16 protein-coding genes and 2 tRNA genes are annotated in these 14,819 nt (G+C 58.2%); 14 read left to right on the forward strand and 4 right to left on the reverse strand.

Going from position 1 to position 14,819, the window contains the following annotated elements; all coding sequences use genetic code 11:
* Nucleotide 1: 1 nt before the first annotated feature.
* Nucleotides 2-77: transfer RNA gene (locus AC3WTM_RS28005), tRNA-Glu, on the forward strand.
* 3 nt (nt 78-80) lie between these two features.
* Nucleotides 81-156, forward strand: a tRNA-Gly gene (locus tag AC3WTM_RS28010).
* 58 nt (nt 157-214) lie between these two features.
* Here the strand turns inward: AC3WTM_RS28010 and AC3WTM_RS28015 are convergent.
* Nucleotides 215-1,084, reverse strand: coding sequence for an AraC family transcriptional regulator (locus AC3WTM_RS28015; RefSeq protein WP_102669920.1), 870 nt, complete (start codon nt 1,082-1,084; stop codon nt 215-217).
* A gap of 410 nt (nt 1,085-1,494) precedes the next feature.
* Here AC3WTM_RS28015 and AC3WTM_RS28020 point away from each other — a divergent pair, with 410 nt between their 5' ends.
* The 12 genes from AC3WTM_RS28020 to AC3WTM_RS28075 all read left to right on the forward strand — a co-directional run bounded on the left by AC3WTM_RS28020 (nt 1,495) and on the right by AC3WTM_RS28075 (nt 11,758).
* Nucleotides 1,495-1,686, forward strand: a complete 192-nt coding sequence (locus AC3WTM_RS28020) for a Flp family type IVb pilin (protein WP_090457250.1) — start codon at nt 1,495-1,497, stop codon at nt 1,684-1,686.
* A 117-nt stretch (nt 1,687-1,803) separates the two neighbouring features.
* Nucleotides 1,804-1,995, forward strand: coding sequence for a Flp family type IVb pilin (locus tag AC3WTM_RS28025; protein ID WP_090457978.1), 192 nt, complete (start codon nt 1,804-1,806; stop codon nt 1,993-1,995).
* A gap of 27 nt (nt 1,996-2,022) precedes the next feature.
* Complete coding sequence (locus AC3WTM_RS28030; protein WP_102669919.1) at nt 2,023-2,553, forward strand: A24 family peptidase; 531 nt, start codon at nt 2,023-2,025, stop codon at nt 2,551-2,553.
* Between the two features lie 2 nt (nt 2,554-2,555).
* A complete protein-coding gene (locus AC3WTM_RS28035) occupies nt 2,556-3,884 on the forward strand; it encodes a DUF8689 domain-containing protein (RefSeq protein ID WP_102669918.1) in 1,329 nt (442 codons plus the stop codon).
* Between the two features lie 15 nt (nt 3,885-3,899).
* Nucleotides 3,900-4,721 carry a Flp pilus assembly protein CpaB gene (cpaB, locus tag AC3WTM_RS28040; RefSeq protein ID WP_102669917.1) on the forward strand — a complete coding sequence of 274 codons (822 nt, stop codon included), beginning with the start codon at nt 3,900-3,902 and terminating at the stop codon, nt 4,719-4,721.
* Between the two features lie 74 nt (nt 4,722-4,795).
* Nucleotides 4,796-6,139, forward strand: a complete 1,344-nt coding sequence (locus AC3WTM_RS28045) for a TadE/TadG family type IV pilus assembly protein (RefSeq protein WP_102669916.1) — start codon at nt 4,796-4,798, stop codon at nt 6,137-6,139.
* A gap of 9 nt (nt 6,140-6,148) precedes the next feature.
* The gene (locus AC3WTM_RS28050; RefSeq protein ID WP_102669915.1) at nt 6,149-6,628 is read left to right on the forward strand and encodes a TadE/TadG family type IV pilus assembly protein; all 480 of its coding nucleotides are present in this window, start codon (nt 6,149-6,151) and stop codon (nt 6,626-6,628) included.
* Nucleotides 6,628-7,122 (forward strand): TadE/TadG family type IV pilus assembly protein, encoded by a 495-nt coding sequence (locus AC3WTM_RS28055; RefSeq protein WP_102669914.1) that lies wholly within the window; start codon nt 6,628-6,630, stop codon nt 7,120-7,122. The genes AC3WTM_RS28050 and AC3WTM_RS28055 overlap by 1 nt, the downstream gene beginning before the upstream one ends.
* The gene (locus AC3WTM_RS28060) at nt 7,116-8,336 is read left to right on the forward strand and encodes an AAA family ATPase (RefSeq protein ID WP_102669913.1); all 1,221 of its coding nucleotides are present in this window, start codon (nt 7,116-7,118) and stop codon (nt 8,334-8,336) included. The genes AC3WTM_RS28055 and AC3WTM_RS28060 overlap by 7 nt, the downstream gene beginning before the upstream one ends.
* 3 nt (nt 8,337-8,339) lie before the next feature.
* The gene (locus AC3WTM_RS28065) at nt 8,340-9,782 is read left to right on the forward strand and encodes a TadA family conjugal transfer-associated ATPase (RefSeq protein WP_102669912.1); all 1,443 of its coding nucleotides are present in this window, start codon (nt 8,340-8,342) and stop codon (nt 9,780-9,782) included.
* A complete protein-coding gene (locus tag AC3WTM_RS28070; RefSeq protein ID WP_102669911.1) occupies nt 9,779-10,765 on the forward strand; it encodes a type II secretion system F family protein in 987 nt (328 codons plus the stop codon). Before AC3WTM_RS28065 ends, AC3WTM_RS28070 begins: the two co-directional genes overlap by 4 nt.
* A gap of 30 nt (nt 10,766-10,795) precedes the next feature.
* Nucleotides 10,796-11,758, forward strand: a complete 963-nt coding sequence (locus AC3WTM_RS28075) for a type II secretion system F family protein (RefSeq protein ID WP_102669910.1) — start codon at nt 10,796-10,798, stop codon at nt 11,756-11,758.
* A 215-nt stretch (nt 11,759-11,973) separates the two neighbouring features.
* On the opposite strand, the gene AC3WTM_RS28080 is transcribed toward AC3WTM_RS28075, so the two are convergent.
* From AC3WTM_RS28080 to AC3WTM_RS28090, 3 genes are all read right to left on the reverse strand, one after another.
* Nucleotides 11,974-12,249, reverse strand: a complete 276-nt coding sequence (locus tag AC3WTM_RS28080; protein ID WP_102669909.1) for a DUF3613 domain-containing protein — start codon at nt 12,247-12,249, stop codon at nt 11,974-11,976.
* Nucleotides 12,250-12,267: 18 nt separating this feature from the next.
* On the reverse strand, nt 12,268-12,981 hold the full coding sequence (locus AC3WTM_RS28085; protein WP_102669908.1) for a tetratricopeptide repeat protein: 714 nt from the start codon (nt 12,979-12,981) through the stop codon (nt 12,268-12,270).
* 119 nt (nt 12,982-13,100) lie between these two features.
* Nucleotides 13,101-14,324: a type II and III secretion system protein family protein gene (locus AC3WTM_RS28090; RefSeq protein WP_102669907.1), complete on the reverse strand. Its 1,224-nt coding sequence runs from the start codon at nt 14,322-14,324 to the stop codon at nt 13,101-13,103.
* Nucleotides 14,325-14,819 lie beyond the last annotated feature (495 nt).

The raw sequence follows: 14,819 nt of genomic DNA on the forward strand, positions 1-14,819 counted from the left end.
TGTCCCCTTCGTCTAGTGGCCTAGGACACCGCCCTTTCACGGCGGTAACAGGGGTTCGAGTCCCCTAGGGGACGCCATTTGCGGGAATAGCTCAGTTGGTAGAGCACGACCTTGCCAAGGTCGGGGTCGCGAGTTCGAGTCTCGTTTCCCGCTCCATATTTAACGAAAACGCCGCTCATTGAGCGGCGTTTTCGTTTGCGCGTAAAAAACCGGATCAACCGCTGAGGCTTTGTACCAGGCTTTCGAGCGCTTCAGAGGTTTCTTCATCTTGATCCAGTTGCACAGCAGCAGCCGCTTTGAGTTGGCGTGCCAGGCGGTATTCGCTGGGTGTGCAGTTGGCGAACTGCTTGAATGCACGGGCGAAGTAGGAAGGATCCTTGAAGCCAGCCTCATAGCCAATGCTGGTAATCGGCATCTGGCTGTTGTCGAGCAGGTCTTTGGCGAAGTTCATGCGCTTGTCCAAGATGTAATCCGTGAAGCCAAGCCCATTGGCTTCCTTGAACAGGCGGCTGAAGCGAAATGTCGTCATGCCGCAGCGCTGAGCCAATTCCCTCTGATCGATGCTGTCTCGAAAGTGCTGTTCGATGTACAGCATGACATTGCTCAGCGCCTGGTGTTTTTGATGCCCAGAGGTCCGTCGGATGCTGTCCGGCAGGGTCGGGGAGTGGTCGATCTGTGATGACTTGCCCTGGCTGGTAGCATTTCGGCGCAGCTCGCAGAGTTGCACCACCGCCGTCAGGTAACGTTTCTTCTCGGTGGTCGAGAGCGGGAGCACCATGTATTCCCAGACGCTGGAGCGCATGGCCCATACAGCCAGTTCCTCCGAGTGCTGCACGGTGAACATGGTGATCGGGATGCTGGGGGTGGTGCGTTTGATCTCCAGCAATAGCTTCAAGCCTGGCGTATCAGGGCGATCAAAATGGACGCAGATCATGTCTGCCTGTTCCCTGATGGGTAGCACGGAGTTTTTCGCCAGATTGCAGTCGCAGGAACCCTCAAACTGCGCGACGAGTTCTTTCGTGGACCGATCATGAGTCAGATCGAACCATAAGAGTGATGGCCTTTTGGTTACATTGGACGTCATGTCTCTGCTCTGAGGTTCTTGGTGACTCTCTCGCTAAGGAGTATTGCCAAGGTGCCATCACTTTGCAGATTTAATCCTGATAGGAAAGACGATTTTTAGTTCTTTTCGCTCTATGGGTTACCTGAAGGGCAGCCCCGGGCGAGTGTTTGCTCGTGTGTTGTCGATAAACCAGGGTTTAACCGCCTGTCGCTTGTGAATCAATGACAATTGCCTTTGCGTTTCAATGCCTTGTTCACCCCTCCCGTTACTTCTGCAAAGGCCAATGCCCTGTATTTGGCCACCCCGCAAAAAAGTCCTAGCGATGTGCAAAATCTTCCTAACGCCTATGCCTTGCCCCTGACTAGTGTTGCACTCAGGCAGCGCAGAAAGTACTGCCTCAGAAAAAACAACATTCGAGTGAGGTGGGCAAAATGATCATGCAAACAATCAAGGCTTCGGTAGTGAAGTTCGTCAAAGATGAAGATGGCCTGACCATTGTGGAGTACGCCGTTGCCGGTGGGCTGATTACGGTGGCTGTTGCCGCAATGTTTGTAACTTTGGGCACCAACGTGAACACCAAGATCACTGCACTGTGCGCTGCGGTCAAAGGTGCTGCCTGCTAATGATTGCAACTCACGTTGGCGGGGCGCGCTGATAGACCGGGCAACTCAATGGACTTCGCGCTGTCCCCGCCAATGTACTTTCTGAGCCGTATGGCCGCTGAAGTGAGGTTTACAAAAATGACTTTGCAAACAATCAGAACTTCTATAAGCAAGTTCGCCAAAGATGAAGATGGCCTGACTATTGTGGAGTACGCCGTTGCCGGTGGACTGATTACGGTAGCTGTTGCTGCAATGTTTGTAACTTTGGGCGGTGAGGTGAACACCAAGATCACAGCTCTGTGCGCTGCGGTCAAAGGTGCTGCCTGCTAACGATAATCCCGCCAGGGGAGACGCGCCATGTCCATGGAATTGCTGGTGTCGACTGTTTTACTGCTAGGACTGCTGAGCGTCGCGGTGGTGAGCGACCTGCTTCGCCACCGTATTCCCAACATGCTGGTCCTGTTGGGCCTTGCCCTGGGACTGGGTGCTCAAATGTATTCAGGTGGCATCAGCGGATTGGGTGACAGCCTGTTGGGCATTCTGATCTGTTTTGCGCTGTTCCTGCCTATGTACGCCTTCGGTGGCATGGCCGCCGGCGACGTCAAGTTGATGGCCATGGTCGGCAGTTTTCTACCATTCCATTTCGCTTTGTGGGCTGCAATGTTCAGCTTGATAGCCGGCGGCGTCTGCGGTTTTTTGATAGTGCTGTATCGCGGTCAATTGTTTCAAACCCTGGGGCGTTATTGGTTGATTCTTAGGGCGCAGGCTTATCTGGCGCCAACTTCGGATGAAGTAGCCGGCAAGCCTTTTCCTTATTCGATTGCAATCTTGCTCGGCACGCTGGGCAGCATCTACTGGCAACTCCTTGCCAGTGGGTTGGGAGATTAGTCATGCACGTCATGGTTGATACTGGTGCCTTCCCCAATGAGCGGGAAGCGGTGCAGCGACTGGCTCCTCAGCCGTGCACAATCCGCGAAACAGGTCTGACCGACAGTTTTCTCGGCGAGTTGGTGTGCAAGCATTTGTTTGATGCCGGTGTGCTGGACATGTCGCGGCTGGTGGACCGCCTGGCGCTGACCGGCGCGGTACTTGAAGAGATCCTGGGGTTTTTGCGCAAGGATGGCCGTGTCGAAGTACTCGGCCAAGTGAGTCAAACGGGCGGGCAGATGTTGCGTTATGGCCTGACCGAGCGTGGTCGCAGTGTTGCCCGCGATGCCCTGTCGCGCAGTGGCTATATCGGTGCGGCACCCTTCCCGGTGAGTACCTACCGGTCCCTGATCAAGCTACAGACCATTCACCATGGTCGCATCAACGCCAACGATATGCGCAATGCCCTGGCTGGCGTAGTGCTTACGGAGGAGATGCTCGATCAGTTGGGTGTGGCGATGAACTCCGGGCGCGCGATCATGATTTATGGCCCTGCGGGTACCGGCAAGACTTATGTCAGCAGTCGGCTGATCCGTCTGTTCGCCGAGGCCATCTGGGTCCCTCATGCCATCGTCATCAACGAGTCGGTGATCGAGATCTATGACCCGCAAGTGCATCAGCGGCTCGATGACAACGCTCAACAGAACAATCTGATGCTTAACGAAGGGATCGACCGTCGACTGCTGTGCTGCAAACGCCCGATCGTCATCACGGGCGGTGAGTTGAGCATGGAACAGTTGGACGTTCGTTATGACCCTTTCACTCGTCAATACCAGGCTGCCCTGCAGCTCAAGGCCAGCAATGGCCTGTTCATCATTGACGACATGGGGCGCCAGCGCATGGCACCCGCCGAGCTGTTGAATCGCTGGATCGTCCCGATGGAAGAGAAGCGCGATTTCCTCAACCTGGGCGGTGGTCGGCATTGCGAGCTGCCATTCGATCTGATTCTGGTGTTTTCCACCAACCTCAATCCCCTGGAGCTGGCCGATGAGGCCTTCCTTCGCCGGATTGGCTACAAGCTGCAATTCGGTTACCTGAAGCCCGAGGAGTACGAAAAGATCTGGCGTCAGGAAAGCGAGCGTCTGGGTATTTCCTATGACCCGTTGTTGGTGCGTTATGTGCTGCAAAGGCTTTATGCAAGTGAAGGCATGCCCCTGGTGCCTTGCCATCCCCGAGATCTCCTGAACATGGCGCTCGATCGCCAGCGTTATATCGGCGGTTCCGGACCACTGTCACCGAAAGAGTTGGAATGGGCCTGGCACAACTACTTCGTCCAGCTCAACTTTCTTTGATGCGGAGATACTGACATGAGCTCTCGTACGCTTACCCTGATAGGCGCTTCACTGGTCATGGGCCTTGGGGCTGCATGGATGGCCGACTCCTGGCTGAGCGCGCGGCTCAATGCCAGCCCGGATGACCACCTTCGAAACGTGGTGGTCGCCACGGTAGAAATTCCATTCGGGCAGATGGTCGAGCCCCAACAGGTCACGACCGTACGCATGCCCATGGATACGATCCCGGACGATGCTTTCGATGCCAGCGAAAAAGCCGTGGGCAAGATCGCAACCTTCGACATTCTGCGGGGCGACATCGTGCGCGGTGCACGGCTTAGCGAGCATCTGGGGGGCAGTACCCTGGCTTCCTTGATTGATCCTGACAAACGCGCCATATCGGTACGCGTGGACGATGTGGTCGGCGTGGGCGGGTTCCTGTTGCCGGGTAACCGGGTCGATGTACTGGCGACCAAAACCACCAATGCTGGCAGTAACAACGCCACGTCCAGGACCATCCTCGAGAACTTGCGAGTGTTGGCGGTGGATCAGACCGCAGGCACCGACAAGACCCAGCCGGTAGTGGTACGCGCAGTGACCCTGGAGATGTCGGCCGCTGAAGCGGAAACCCTGGTCACCGCACAGACGGAAGGCAAGTTGCAACTGGCGCTGCGTAACCCGCTGAACCTCGAGAAGAAAGCGGCGGCCGTTGCGCCAGCCACGCCTGTTGCACCTGTTGCCCCGGCCATGGCTGTGGCCACCGCCGAGGCGCCAAAACGCGTGGTACAGCGCAGCGGCGAGGGCGGGGGTATCACCGTTATCCGCGGGACCGAAGCCAAAGTAGTCAACATTCGCTGACAGGGTACAACCGTACCTTGGCACCAGTGTAATGGCGGAGCCGATCCGGATCAGTATCGGCAATCGAGGGCTTGATGATGAATCTTCGTATTCAGCGGCCGTTCACTTCGACGCCAAGGCGCCAGGAAGGATCGGTGAGTGTATTGATGGTGATCACGCTGGGAGTGATCGGCCTGATGGCGGCGCTGGCTCTGGACGGCGGGCATATCATGCTGAACAAGACGCGCCTGCAGAATGCGGTGGACGCCGCCGCCCTGAGTGGCGCCAAAACCCTGAGCCAGGTGGAGGGTGGCACCAACAGTGCCAGCGCCACGCGCACCGCCGCGCTCAATACGCTGGTACAGAATGCCAATGCCGCGGGCAACAACGAGTTGGCCACGGCTGTGGGCGGCAACGCCGGTGCATTTGCGGTGGTGGAACTGGCAAGCAGCGTCTATGGCCCGTTCTCCTATCCCGGACCGACGGATGCCAAGTACGTCCGGGTATCGGTACCGAGCTATGGCCTGACAGGATTTTTCTGGAACTTCGCCCAGGTCTTCGGCGCTGGTGGCCTGGGACCCAAAGCAGTGGCGGCGATCGCAACCGCCGGTCCCAGCCCTACCAGCCCCTGCGATCTCGCGCCTTTGATGGTGTGTGGCGACTCGACTCAGTACAACCCGGGCGCTGGCATGTTCTGGGGCTTCCAGTTTGGGGATTTGCAGGTATTGAAGACGGCTGCCGGCAATTCGTCGCCCATTGGTCCAGGCAACTTTCAGTTGCTCGATTTTGGCTCGGGCGGCAGTACGGTCAGGGAGGATCTGGCCGGCGGTGGCAAAGTCTGTCGTGATGTGGGGCAAAATGTCCAGACCTCCCCTGGCAACATGGTCGGCCCTACCTCTCAAGGCCTGAATACGCGCTTCGGCATCTACAACGGCCCGGTCAGTGCCTCGGACTATCCACCGGACCTGGTGACGTCGTCCAGTAACCCCGCAATCATTTATGACGACTCAGTCAGCCCTCCACAAGTGAAGTACCAGGGGCAAGTCGTCACCTCGAACAACGGCGATCTCACGGCGGGCGGCAACACGATACTGGACTACAACGACTGGCGTGCGAGCGTTGCCGCATGTGTGGCAGGGGGCAGTGGCTGTCAGGGCAATGGGGTGTTCGAGCGTCGGATGCTGAAAATCGTGGTGGGCGACTGCACCGGCAAACAGGGCGGTTCAACCTCGATCCCCGTCCTCGGTTTTGGCTGTTATTTCGTGGTGCAGCCCATGAATGGCGGCGGTGGGGACGCGCAGATCTTCGGCCAGTTCGTCAAAGAGTGTGAAGGCGACAACGTGGCTGGCCCCTCGCCGTCCACCGATTCAGGCCCGCAGATCATCCAGCTGTACAAAACCTATCTCAACGGCAGCGGTACTCCGAGCACTGACTCGTAGGGGGGCGTCATGAGACTTCATGGATTTAAAAGTCGGCAGCGCCAGCAAGGCGTTGCCATGGTCGAGTTCACCCTGGTCCTGCCGGTGTTGCTGTTGCTGATGCTGGCCTTCGGTGAGTTCGGCCGCATGCTCTATCAGTACAATATCCTGCTGCAGGCCAGCCGCGATGCCGACCGTTTCGTTGCCAGCAATGCCTGGAATTCGACGCTGGGTGCGGTCTCTCTGAGCAGTACTCTACTGACCCAGACGAAAAACGTTGCGGTGTATGGCGTGCCTGCCAACACCGGGAACGCGGTGGTGTCAGGGTTGACGACTGGCAACGTGGTCGTTGCCGCGGTGGGCACCGACCATGTGCGGGTCACCATCACTTACACGTTCTGCCCGGTGATTGGCAGTGGTAATTGCACCGGATCGCTTCCCGGTTTTTTGGGTAATCAGATTGCACTGGGAATTCCGCTGGTCGCCACTACCGTGATGAGGGCCCTGTGATGAACAGAAAAAACATGCGCGGCACCTATACGGTGGAGTTCGCCATCGTTGGTCTGCTGGTGTTCACGCTGTTGTTCGGCGTAGTGGAAATGGGCCGCCTGTACTTCACAGTCAATGCGCTGGATGAAGCCGTGCGCCGTGGTACGCGCCTGGCGGCGGTGTGCAATATCAGCGATCCGGTGGTCCTGCAGCGGGCGATATTCAATGCCGCAGGCGACGCGGGTACCAGCCGGCTGATCGGCAATCTGAGCACCGGTAACCTGACTTTGAGATATCTGGACGCAAACGGCGCGCTGGTGACAAACCCCGCCGACACAAGTGGGAGCAATGGTTTCCGTGCCATCCGCTATGTCCAGTTGAGTCTGCAGAACTACGTTTTCAATCTGTTCATTCCCGGGTTCGGCGTGCCCATTACCTTGCCCGCAATCAGGGCAACGTTGCCACGCGAAAGCCTCGGGCGTCATTCCGATTCCGGGGAGATCACGCCATGCTGAATACCAAGGACACTCCACTCTCTGCCTCGACCGGCAAAGCCGGGCTCAGGTTGCTGATCAGTAGCCGTGATGCCACGTCGTTGCGCGACCTGCAGAGTGTCTGCCAACGCATGCCCAGCCTGGAGGTGAGCACTCGACTGGTGAGCAATGGGCATGTCGACCCCCTCTATGGCTTGGACCGGATGCCCGATCTGTTGCTGCTGCGCGTCAGCCACCTGTGGCGCGAGGAGCTGGCGGCACTGTTGCAGCGCCCGGCCCATGAGCGTCCGCCGATGCTGGTGTGCGGGCTGCTGAGCGAACAGGAAGGCATGCGTCTAGCGATGCAGGCCGGCGCCCGTGACGTGCTGCCCGAGCCCGTCGCCGAGGCAGAACTGGTCGCCGCCTTGAATCGGCTGGTCCTGGAGGTTCGAACCGGCAGCGGGACAGTAGGGAAATTGATCGCCGTGACCAGCTCCAAGGGCGGATCCGGCGGCACCATGCTGGCTTGCAACCTGGCTCAGCAGCTCAGCATGAAGGGTGGCACTGCCCTGTTGCTGGATATGGACCTGCAATTTGGCAGCGTGACGCATTATCTGGATGTGGCGCAAACCCACAGCCATCTTGAGGTGTTGCATCAGATCGACGGCATGGACAGTGTTGCGCTACGGGGTTTTTGCAGCCACTTCAGCCCGACCTTGCATGTGCTGGGTGGCCGGGCCGGTGAGCTGTGTCTGCCGCAGGATGCCCAACCCGAGCAACTTGACACCTTGTTGCAGTTGGCCCGCGCCAGCTATGACTGGGTAGTGATCGATCTGCCACGGCAAATCGACCACCTCACCGGCTCCGTGCTGGAACAGGCGGACCGGGTGTACGTGGTGGTGCAGCAGAGCGTCAGCCATCTGCGCGATGCCAGCTCCCTGGTGCGGATTCTTCGCGAAGACCTGGGCGTGCGTGGGGATCAATTGCAGATTGTGGTCAACCGCTATGACAAGTCGGCAGCGGTCAGTCTCAAGGATATCGGCGAGGCGCTGCGCTGCACGAACCTGTCGAAATTACCCAACGACTTCAACCTGGTCAGCCAGAGTCAGAACACTGGCGTGCCGTTGGGGCTGCATGCGCCAAAGGCAGCGATCACTGTTGCACTGCGCGACATGACCGAGGATCTGGTCGGTCAACAGGCTGTAGGGAACAAAGGCTTATTCAAACGCGCCTTCAACCGTTTTTTCGGGGGATGACCCATGATCAGCGACTTTCGTAACCGCTTGCGCAAACAGTCCGGTAAAACCGCCTCATCGTCGGTGACCCCGTTGGACGGTGACCAGCCGGATCCGGCAGATCAATTGATGGCCTGGGAGCACGCAATCCCGGATGTCATGTACGAAACCAGAACCCAGGTCACCCCGGTGGAGGCCGAGTGGCGGGAAAAGATCTACCAGCAGTTGCTCAAGGTCATGGACCTGTCCTTGCTGGACTCCCTTGAACAGGCTGAGGCCGCGCGGCAGATTCGTGATATTTGCCAGCGTCTGCTTGATGAGCATTCCGCACCGGTGAGTACTTCCAGCCGCCAATTGATCATCAAACAGATCACCGACGAGGTGCTCGGCCTTGGCCCCCTGGAGCCCTTGCTGGCCGATCACAGCGTGTCCGACATCCTGGTCAACGGCTATGCTTCAGTCTATGTCGAGCGCTTCGGCAAATTGCAACGCACCGATGTGCGCTTTCGCGATGATCAGCATTTGCTGAACATCATCGACCGCATCGTCTCCAGCCTGGGGCGGCGTATCGACGAGTCCTCGCCGTTGGTGGATGCCCGGCTCAAGGACGGTTCGCGGGTCAACGCAATTATCCCGCCGCTGGCCATTGACGGCCCGAGCATGTCGATCCGGCGCTTTGCGGTGGATCTGCTCAATACCGACAGCCTGATCCAGGTGGGGACGTTGACCCCGGCCATCGCCCTGCTGCTCAAGGCGATTGTCCGTGGGCGCTTGAACGTGCTGATTTCCGGCGGTACCGGCAGCGGCAAGACCACCATGCTCAATGTCCTGTCCAGTTTCATTCCGCACAACGAGCGGATCGTCACCATCGAGGATTCGGCCGAACTGCAACTGCAGCAGCCCCACGTGGTGCGTCTGGAAACCCGACCTTCGAATATCGAGGGGCGCGGCGAGGTGAGCCAGCGGGAATTGGTGCGCAACAGCCTGCGGATGCGTCCTGACCGCATCGTGATCGGAGAAGTGCGCGGCGTCGAGGCGCTGGACATGTTGACTGCTATGAATACCGGCCACGATGGCTCGTTGACCACGATCCATGCCAATACCGCGCGTGATGCATTGGGGCGGGTCGAGAACATGGTGTCGATGACCGGGGCGACCTTCCCGATCAAAGCCATGCGTCAACAGATTGCTTCGGCCATCGATGTGGTGATCCAGCTGGAACGTCAGGAGGACGGTAAGCGCCGCTTGGTCAGCGTGCAGGAAATCAACGGCATGGAGGGCGAGATCATCACCATGACCGAAATCTTCTCCTTTTCGCGCCATGGCTTGGGCGAAAACGGCGAAGTGCTGGGTGAATACCGGCCCAGCGGCATGATCCCCGCCTTCCGTGATGTGCTTGCCAAGCGCGGCATCGAGTTGCCGCTTACGATGTTCAGGCCTGAGTGGATGGAGGCACGGCAGTCATGAATCAGGTTCCCGGTGAATTCATTCTGATGTTCCTTGGCATGGTGTTTATCGCCGTCTTCCTTCTGTCCCAGGGCGTGGCGGTGCCGGTATTCGGCGAGGCCGGGAAGATGCGCAAGCTCATCCGCGGCCGCTTGCATGTACTGGAGAAAGCCAACCATCTACCCAACATGCAAACGGTACTGAGGCAGAAGTACCTGACGCGCTTGTCGCCACTGGAGGCGATGCTCGAGCAGTTACCTTTTATGGCGAACCTGACACAGCTGATTGAGCAGTCGGGCCATGAATATCGTGCTTATCGGGTGATATTGCTCGGGCTTGCCCTCGGCGTCGCAGCTGGCGCCATAGTCCTGATGTTTTCGGCGATCTGGTGGATGGCGCTGGCGGTGGCTTTTGTGGTGGCCTGGGTCCCGGTGCTGAAAATCCTGCGCGATCGCAACAAACGTTTTGCGCAGTTCGAAGAAGGCTTGCCAGATGCGCTGGATGCCATGTGCCGGGCCCTGCGCGCCGGGCACCCGTTCAACGAAACCCTGCGCCTGGTCGCCGAGGAGCACCGAGGGGCGGTCGCTCATGAGTTTGGCCTGACCTTCGCCGATATCAACTATGGCAACGATGTTCGCCGGGCCATGCTCGGCCTGCTGGAGCGCATGCCAAGCATGACGGTGATGATGCTGGTGACGTCGATCCTCATCCATCGCGAGACCGGCGGCAATTTGACGGAAGTGCTGGAACGCCTGAGTCGGCTGATCCGAGGCCGCTTCCGCTTTCAGCGCAAGATCAAGACCTTGTCGGCGGAAGGACGTATGTCGGCTTGGGTGCTGGTGGCGATTCCTTTCGTGCTGGCGATTGCGATCATCGTTACAAGCCCCAGTTACCTTCCTGTGCTGATCAATGATCCCACGGGCCATAAGCTGATCATCGGGGCTTTCGGCGCCATGTTGGTCGGGATTTTCTGGATAAAAAAAATCATCCGGATTCAGGTTTAAGCGGTACTCGCTACCGGGAGGTACAGGATCATGGACTTTTTACTGGGGTTGTTCAGTCGGCTTACGGGGAACGAAGAACTGGCGCGCTTATTGTTCATCAGCGTGATCGGTTTAAGTACGGTGTTTGCGGTCGTCGCCCTGATGTTGCTGATGTTGGGCCTTCAGGACCCGGTGCAGCGCCGCCTGGCGTTGATCAAGCGTGGTCATTTAGGCAATGCGGTCGGGCAGGAGGCTCCGGGTAACCTGCAATTGCTGCTGGAACGGGTCGGCCAGCGCTTTGCTTCGACCGAGTCGACCAAGACGTCCGCAACCCGGACCCTGTTGATGCATGCGGGTTATCGTTCCTCTTCGGCGGTACAGATGTACTGGGCGGTGCGCCTGATGTTACCGCTGCTAATGATCGGCCTTGCGTTGCTGCTGTTGCCGTTGATCCCCAAGGTCTCATTGATGATCGGCTTGTTAGTGGTGACCATGGCGGCCGGTATCGGCTGGTTGCTGCCGGCACTGTATGTCAGCAAGCGTAAGGAATCGCGTCAAAACCGGTTGCGTGTCGGGTTTCCAGATGCGCTGGACCTGATGGTCGTCTGCGTGGAGTCGGGCCTGGCCCTGCCCACGACCATCGAACGTGTGGCTGAAGAGATGTCGGTCAGCCATGTTGAGCTGGCGGAGGAACTGGCCCAGGTCAATGCGCAAATCCGCGCGGGCATTACCAGTACCGAGGCACTCAAACAACTGGCTGTGCGCACCGGCCTGGATGACGTACAAGGGTTGGTCAGCTTGTTGGCGCAGAGCATCCGCTTTGGTACCAGCGTGGCCGACACCCTGCGCATCTATGCCGATGAATTCCGTGACCGGCGCACCCAAGCCGCCGAAGAGGCAGGGGCGAAAATCGGCACCAAACTGATATTTCCGCTGATCTTTTGCCTGTGGCCGAGCTTCTTTCTGGTTGCCATCGGTCCAGCCCTGATCGGGGTCTTGAGAGCATTCGGGTGAGGTCAAACGGTTTGAGGCTGTCGAGTGCGACGGCCTTGCCACCCGTACCTGACCTGCACTTTCCCGCCAAGGATCTACACATCTGCTCCAGGGTAATCCGTCCAATGGCGGATAATGCGTAGATGCCACTGCTTTTGTCGCGCACAACATCAAGCCCGGCTTTGCAGCCAGGCCACTCTGAATTAAGCCAGAAGTTGATCACCCATCGATATGCCTCAGTTGCCGCCGCTGATGCTCAAGTCTCCCGCTGTATCCTGGTCATAAAATTCCGGAATCGGGTAGTTGAAGCTGTTCAGCCAGCGCTGCATGGCCAGGTCACGTTCGGTAGCCGAAGCGGTTTGCAGGTGAGGGGAGGCAACCACACCGCGAATCTGCAGCTGCAACCACTGTTCGGTACCTTGTTGATACGGCGAAGAAGGGCCTGGCTCAATGGCCCAGACAGTGGTTGACAGGCAAGCCGTGCACACGATCAACAGCCTTTTGGTATTCATCTCGACTCCTCGTACGTTCTACTTGTTCGCACTGGTAGAGGCATCAGCTACCTCAGTCTTGCGATTCCCATCGGTAGCCACCACTTTTTTGGCGGAGGTCTTGAGTTTTTCCGCTCGGGTTTGAGCCTCTACGACTTGCTTGGGGCTCAAGTCAGCGCGGGTCACGAGTTCGGCGGCCGCCTTCCAGTTATCCTGGTAGATCAGCAGCGTCACCATATTGAGTGCCGCCAGTGTGTTTGCCTGCTTGAGTTCCATGGCGGTCATGAACTCAAAGCGTGCTTCAGGGATCCGTTGCTGATTGAGGTAGACGACCCCAAGGTCATTTCGCATCCTGTCGTCGGTGGGGGCCATCTTCACCGCACGCTCAAGGTGAGTGGCAGCGCTGGCGTTATCATTTTTGGCGGCGGCCAACTGACCAAGGCCATGTTCCCCTTCAGCCGCCAGACAGGTACCGAGCAAGCTTTCGTACAATGGCTGCGCGTCGCCATTACGCCCCATCAAGCGCAACACCCTAGCCTTGCGCAGGCGAACCTGGACCATGCTATCGGGCAAACCTTCCAGATTCGCCAGGCTGGCATATAAACGGCCTTCTTCAGCCATGTTGTCGGCCAGGTTCAGGGCCAGTTCTTGATCCGAACCGGGCTTGGCACAGCTGGCCGGCCGCGAAGTCATGCCATTGCTGGCACAACCTGCAAGCATTAACGTCGCCGCTATTGCAATGACTGCTTTCATCGAGTGTCCTCTGGCGACAACAGGTTGAACGCCTGGCCAATGGCAATAAGGTTGGCCCGGCAAGCGTTCAAAGTCACCATTACGAGTGAGGGCGAGGCAAGTCTGGTTCAGGCTCCGGTTCATTTCGAGAGCCCGCTGAGATTGTCGAAGTCGCCATTTTCCAGGAAAAACATGCGGTAGAAGTTCGGGTCGTAATTGCGCAGCTGCTCGCCAGGCAATGTCGGTAGTTGTGCATCGGCAGCCAGTGGCTGGACCAGATGGGGGGTGACGATCATCAGCAGTTCGCGCTCTTCACGGTTAATGGTGTTGTCGCGGAAAAAGGCGCCCAGAACCGGGATATCGCCCAGCCCCGGAAACTTGTTCACCTGGGAGTCGTTGTGGGTGCTGATCAGGCCGCTGATGACGAAGCTTTCGCCGTCGGCCAGGGAGATGCTGGTATCGGTACGGCGCACGGTCAGGGCCGGGACTATCGTGCCGGCGATGCTCACGGCGTTGGTGAAGTCCAGTTCACTGACTTCCGGCGCCACCTTCAGTGCAATACGGTTTTTCCCGACAATGGTCGGCGTCAGTGTCAGGCGGATACCGAATTCCTTGTACTCGATGGACACGTTATCGCTGCCTGAACTGGGCACTGGAATCGGTACTTCACCGCCAGCCAGAAAGCTCGCACTTTGCCCACTAAGCGCAACCAGGCTTGGTCGCGCCAGGGTGTAGGCAAAACCGCTGCCTTCCAGCGCGTTGATCGCCACCAGGGTACTGCCGGTAGCAAACGTGAGGTTGAACTGGTCGTTTCTCACCGGTATCGCCGGCGTGACAATGCCGCCGATGGTGGGCAAGGTTCTCGGCGAGCCGAACAGCCAGTTGCCTCGGACGCCGAAAATCGAGGCGGAGGCTTCCTTGAGCTTGGTCCGGCTGACTTCAACGAAACGGACATCGGTCTGCACCTGGCTCGGCAGCAACGGATCGTCGGAAGGTACCGACGGCACACTGGTCAGCGCCGACGTGGCTCTACCCTTGACGAACACCATGCTTTGGCGTGGCGTTTTCGAACAGGCGGTCCAGACCATCAGGCTGGTGGTCCCCGGCGCAATGCCCGTGAGTATGAACGCGTTGCCACCGCTGGGTTGCACATCGGCAATTTTCGGGTCACCCACCGCCAGTTGCGTCACCGGAACGGGGCTGCGCAGTTCATTTTGCAGCCCCTGACCGACCTCGTACGTTGTCGGCCAATTGTCGAGTTGTGAACAATTGGCCGGAGCGGCCTGAGCCGCATCCACGCTGAGGCCCATCCAGAACAGGCCATGGATAATTCGCTTGAAAGCGGGCTCGGTACGAAAGCTCATTTAAGGACATCCTCGCTGGATAGGCCATCTTCAGGCTAACTAAGTTGTCTCGGACCACTCACGGGGACCGGACTACTTCCCCCAATGCGCCAGACCACTTTTCCACGGCCTTGGCGTTATTCCTTGCGTGCTACACACGAGCGGGCGCAATTCGCTGATCTGGCTGGATAGCGAGCGACCATTGCTGAAACGGTTTTTAGTGATCCGGTAACCTGGACTGCCCGTCAGAGCGATACTCGCGCCTAGGGTTCGACCTGGTCCCCCCGGAAAGTCATCGGCAATGCAGGTACAGAGCCGGAAAACGCCTGCCAGGATCATGGTGAGGTAACTCCTTTTGCCAATCCGCTATCTGATCACTGAAGCTAACGTGAAAAGTCGAGCCGTTATGACTTCTTGTAGTTTGAAGGTAGTTCAATCAAACCAAAGTGCCATGAGATAGAGAGAAAACTATTGGTGCAAAGACTGGAGATAGGCAGGCGGACGTTGCGGAAAAGT

The organism is Pseudomonas sp. EU05-FHT14B02 (assembly GCF_058791055.1).

What these genes read in the sequence shown, in the direction of transcription:
- AC3WTM_RS28020 (WP_090457250.1), top strand. Translation starts at nt 1,495, where the DNA reads ATGATCATGCAAACAATCAAGGCTTCGGTAGTGAAGTTCGTCAAAGAT.
- AC3WTM_RS28090 (WP_102669907.1), bottom strand. Translation starts at nt 14,324, where the DNA reads ATGAGCTTTCGTACCGAGCCCGCTTTCAAGCGAATTATCCATGGCCTG.
- AC3WTM_RS28085 (WP_102669908.1), bottom strand. Translation starts at nt 12,981, where the DNA reads ATGAAAGCAGTCATTGCAATAGCGGCGACGTTAATGCTTGCAGGTTGT.
- AC3WTM_RS28080 (WP_102669909.1), bottom strand. Translation starts at nt 12,249, where the DNA reads ATGAATACCAAAAGGCTGTTGATCGTGTGCACGGCTTGCCTGTCAACC.
- AC3WTM_RS28050 (WP_102669915.1), top strand. Translation starts at nt 6,149, where the DNA reads ATGAGACTTCATGGATTTAAAAGTCGGCAGCGCCAGCAAGGCGTTGCC.
- AC3WTM_RS28030 (WP_102669919.1), top strand. Translation starts at nt 2,023, where the DNA reads ATGTCCATGGAATTGCTGGTGTCGACTGTTTTACTGCTAGGACTGCTG.
- AC3WTM_RS28035 (WP_102669918.1), top strand. Translation starts at nt 2,556, where the DNA reads ATGCACGTCATGGTTGATACTGGTGCCTTCCCCAATGAGCGGGAAGCG.
- AC3WTM_RS28060 (WP_102669913.1), top strand. Translation starts at nt 7,116, where the DNA reads ATGCTGAATACCAAGGACACTCCACTCTCTGCCTCGACCGGCAAAGCC.
- AC3WTM_RS28015 (WP_102669920.1), bottom strand. Translation starts at nt 1,084, where the DNA reads ATGACGTCCAATGTAACCAAAAGGCCATCACTCTTATGGTTCGATCTG.
- AC3WTM_RS28070 (WP_102669911.1), top strand. Translation starts at nt 9,779, where the DNA reads ATGAATCAGGTTCCCGGTGAATTCATTCTGATGTTCCTTGGCATGGTG.
- cpaB (WP_102669917.1), top strand. Translation starts at nt 3,900, where the DNA reads ATGAGCTCTCGTACGCTTACCCTGATAGGCGCTTCACTGGTCATGGGC.
- AC3WTM_RS28025 (WP_090457978.1), top strand. Translation starts at nt 1,804, where the DNA reads ATGACTTTGCAAACAATCAGAACTTCTATAAGCAAGTTCGCCAAAGAT.
- AC3WTM_RS28075 (WP_102669910.1), top strand. Translation starts at nt 10,796, where the DNA reads ATGGACTTTTTACTGGGGTTGTTCAGTCGGCTTACGGGGAACGAAGAA.
- AC3WTM_RS28055 (WP_102669914.1), top strand. Translation starts at nt 6,628, where the DNA reads ATGAACAGAAAAAACATGCGCGGCACCTATACGGTGGAGTTCGCCATC.
- AC3WTM_RS28045 (WP_102669916.1), top strand. Translation starts at nt 4,796, where the DNA reads ATGATGAATCTTCGTATTCAGCGGCCGTTCACTTCGACGCCAAGGCGC.
- AC3WTM_RS28065 (WP_102669912.1), top strand. Translation starts at nt 8,340, where the DNA reads ATGATCAGCGACTTTCGTAACCGCTTGCGCAAACAGTCCGGTAAAACC.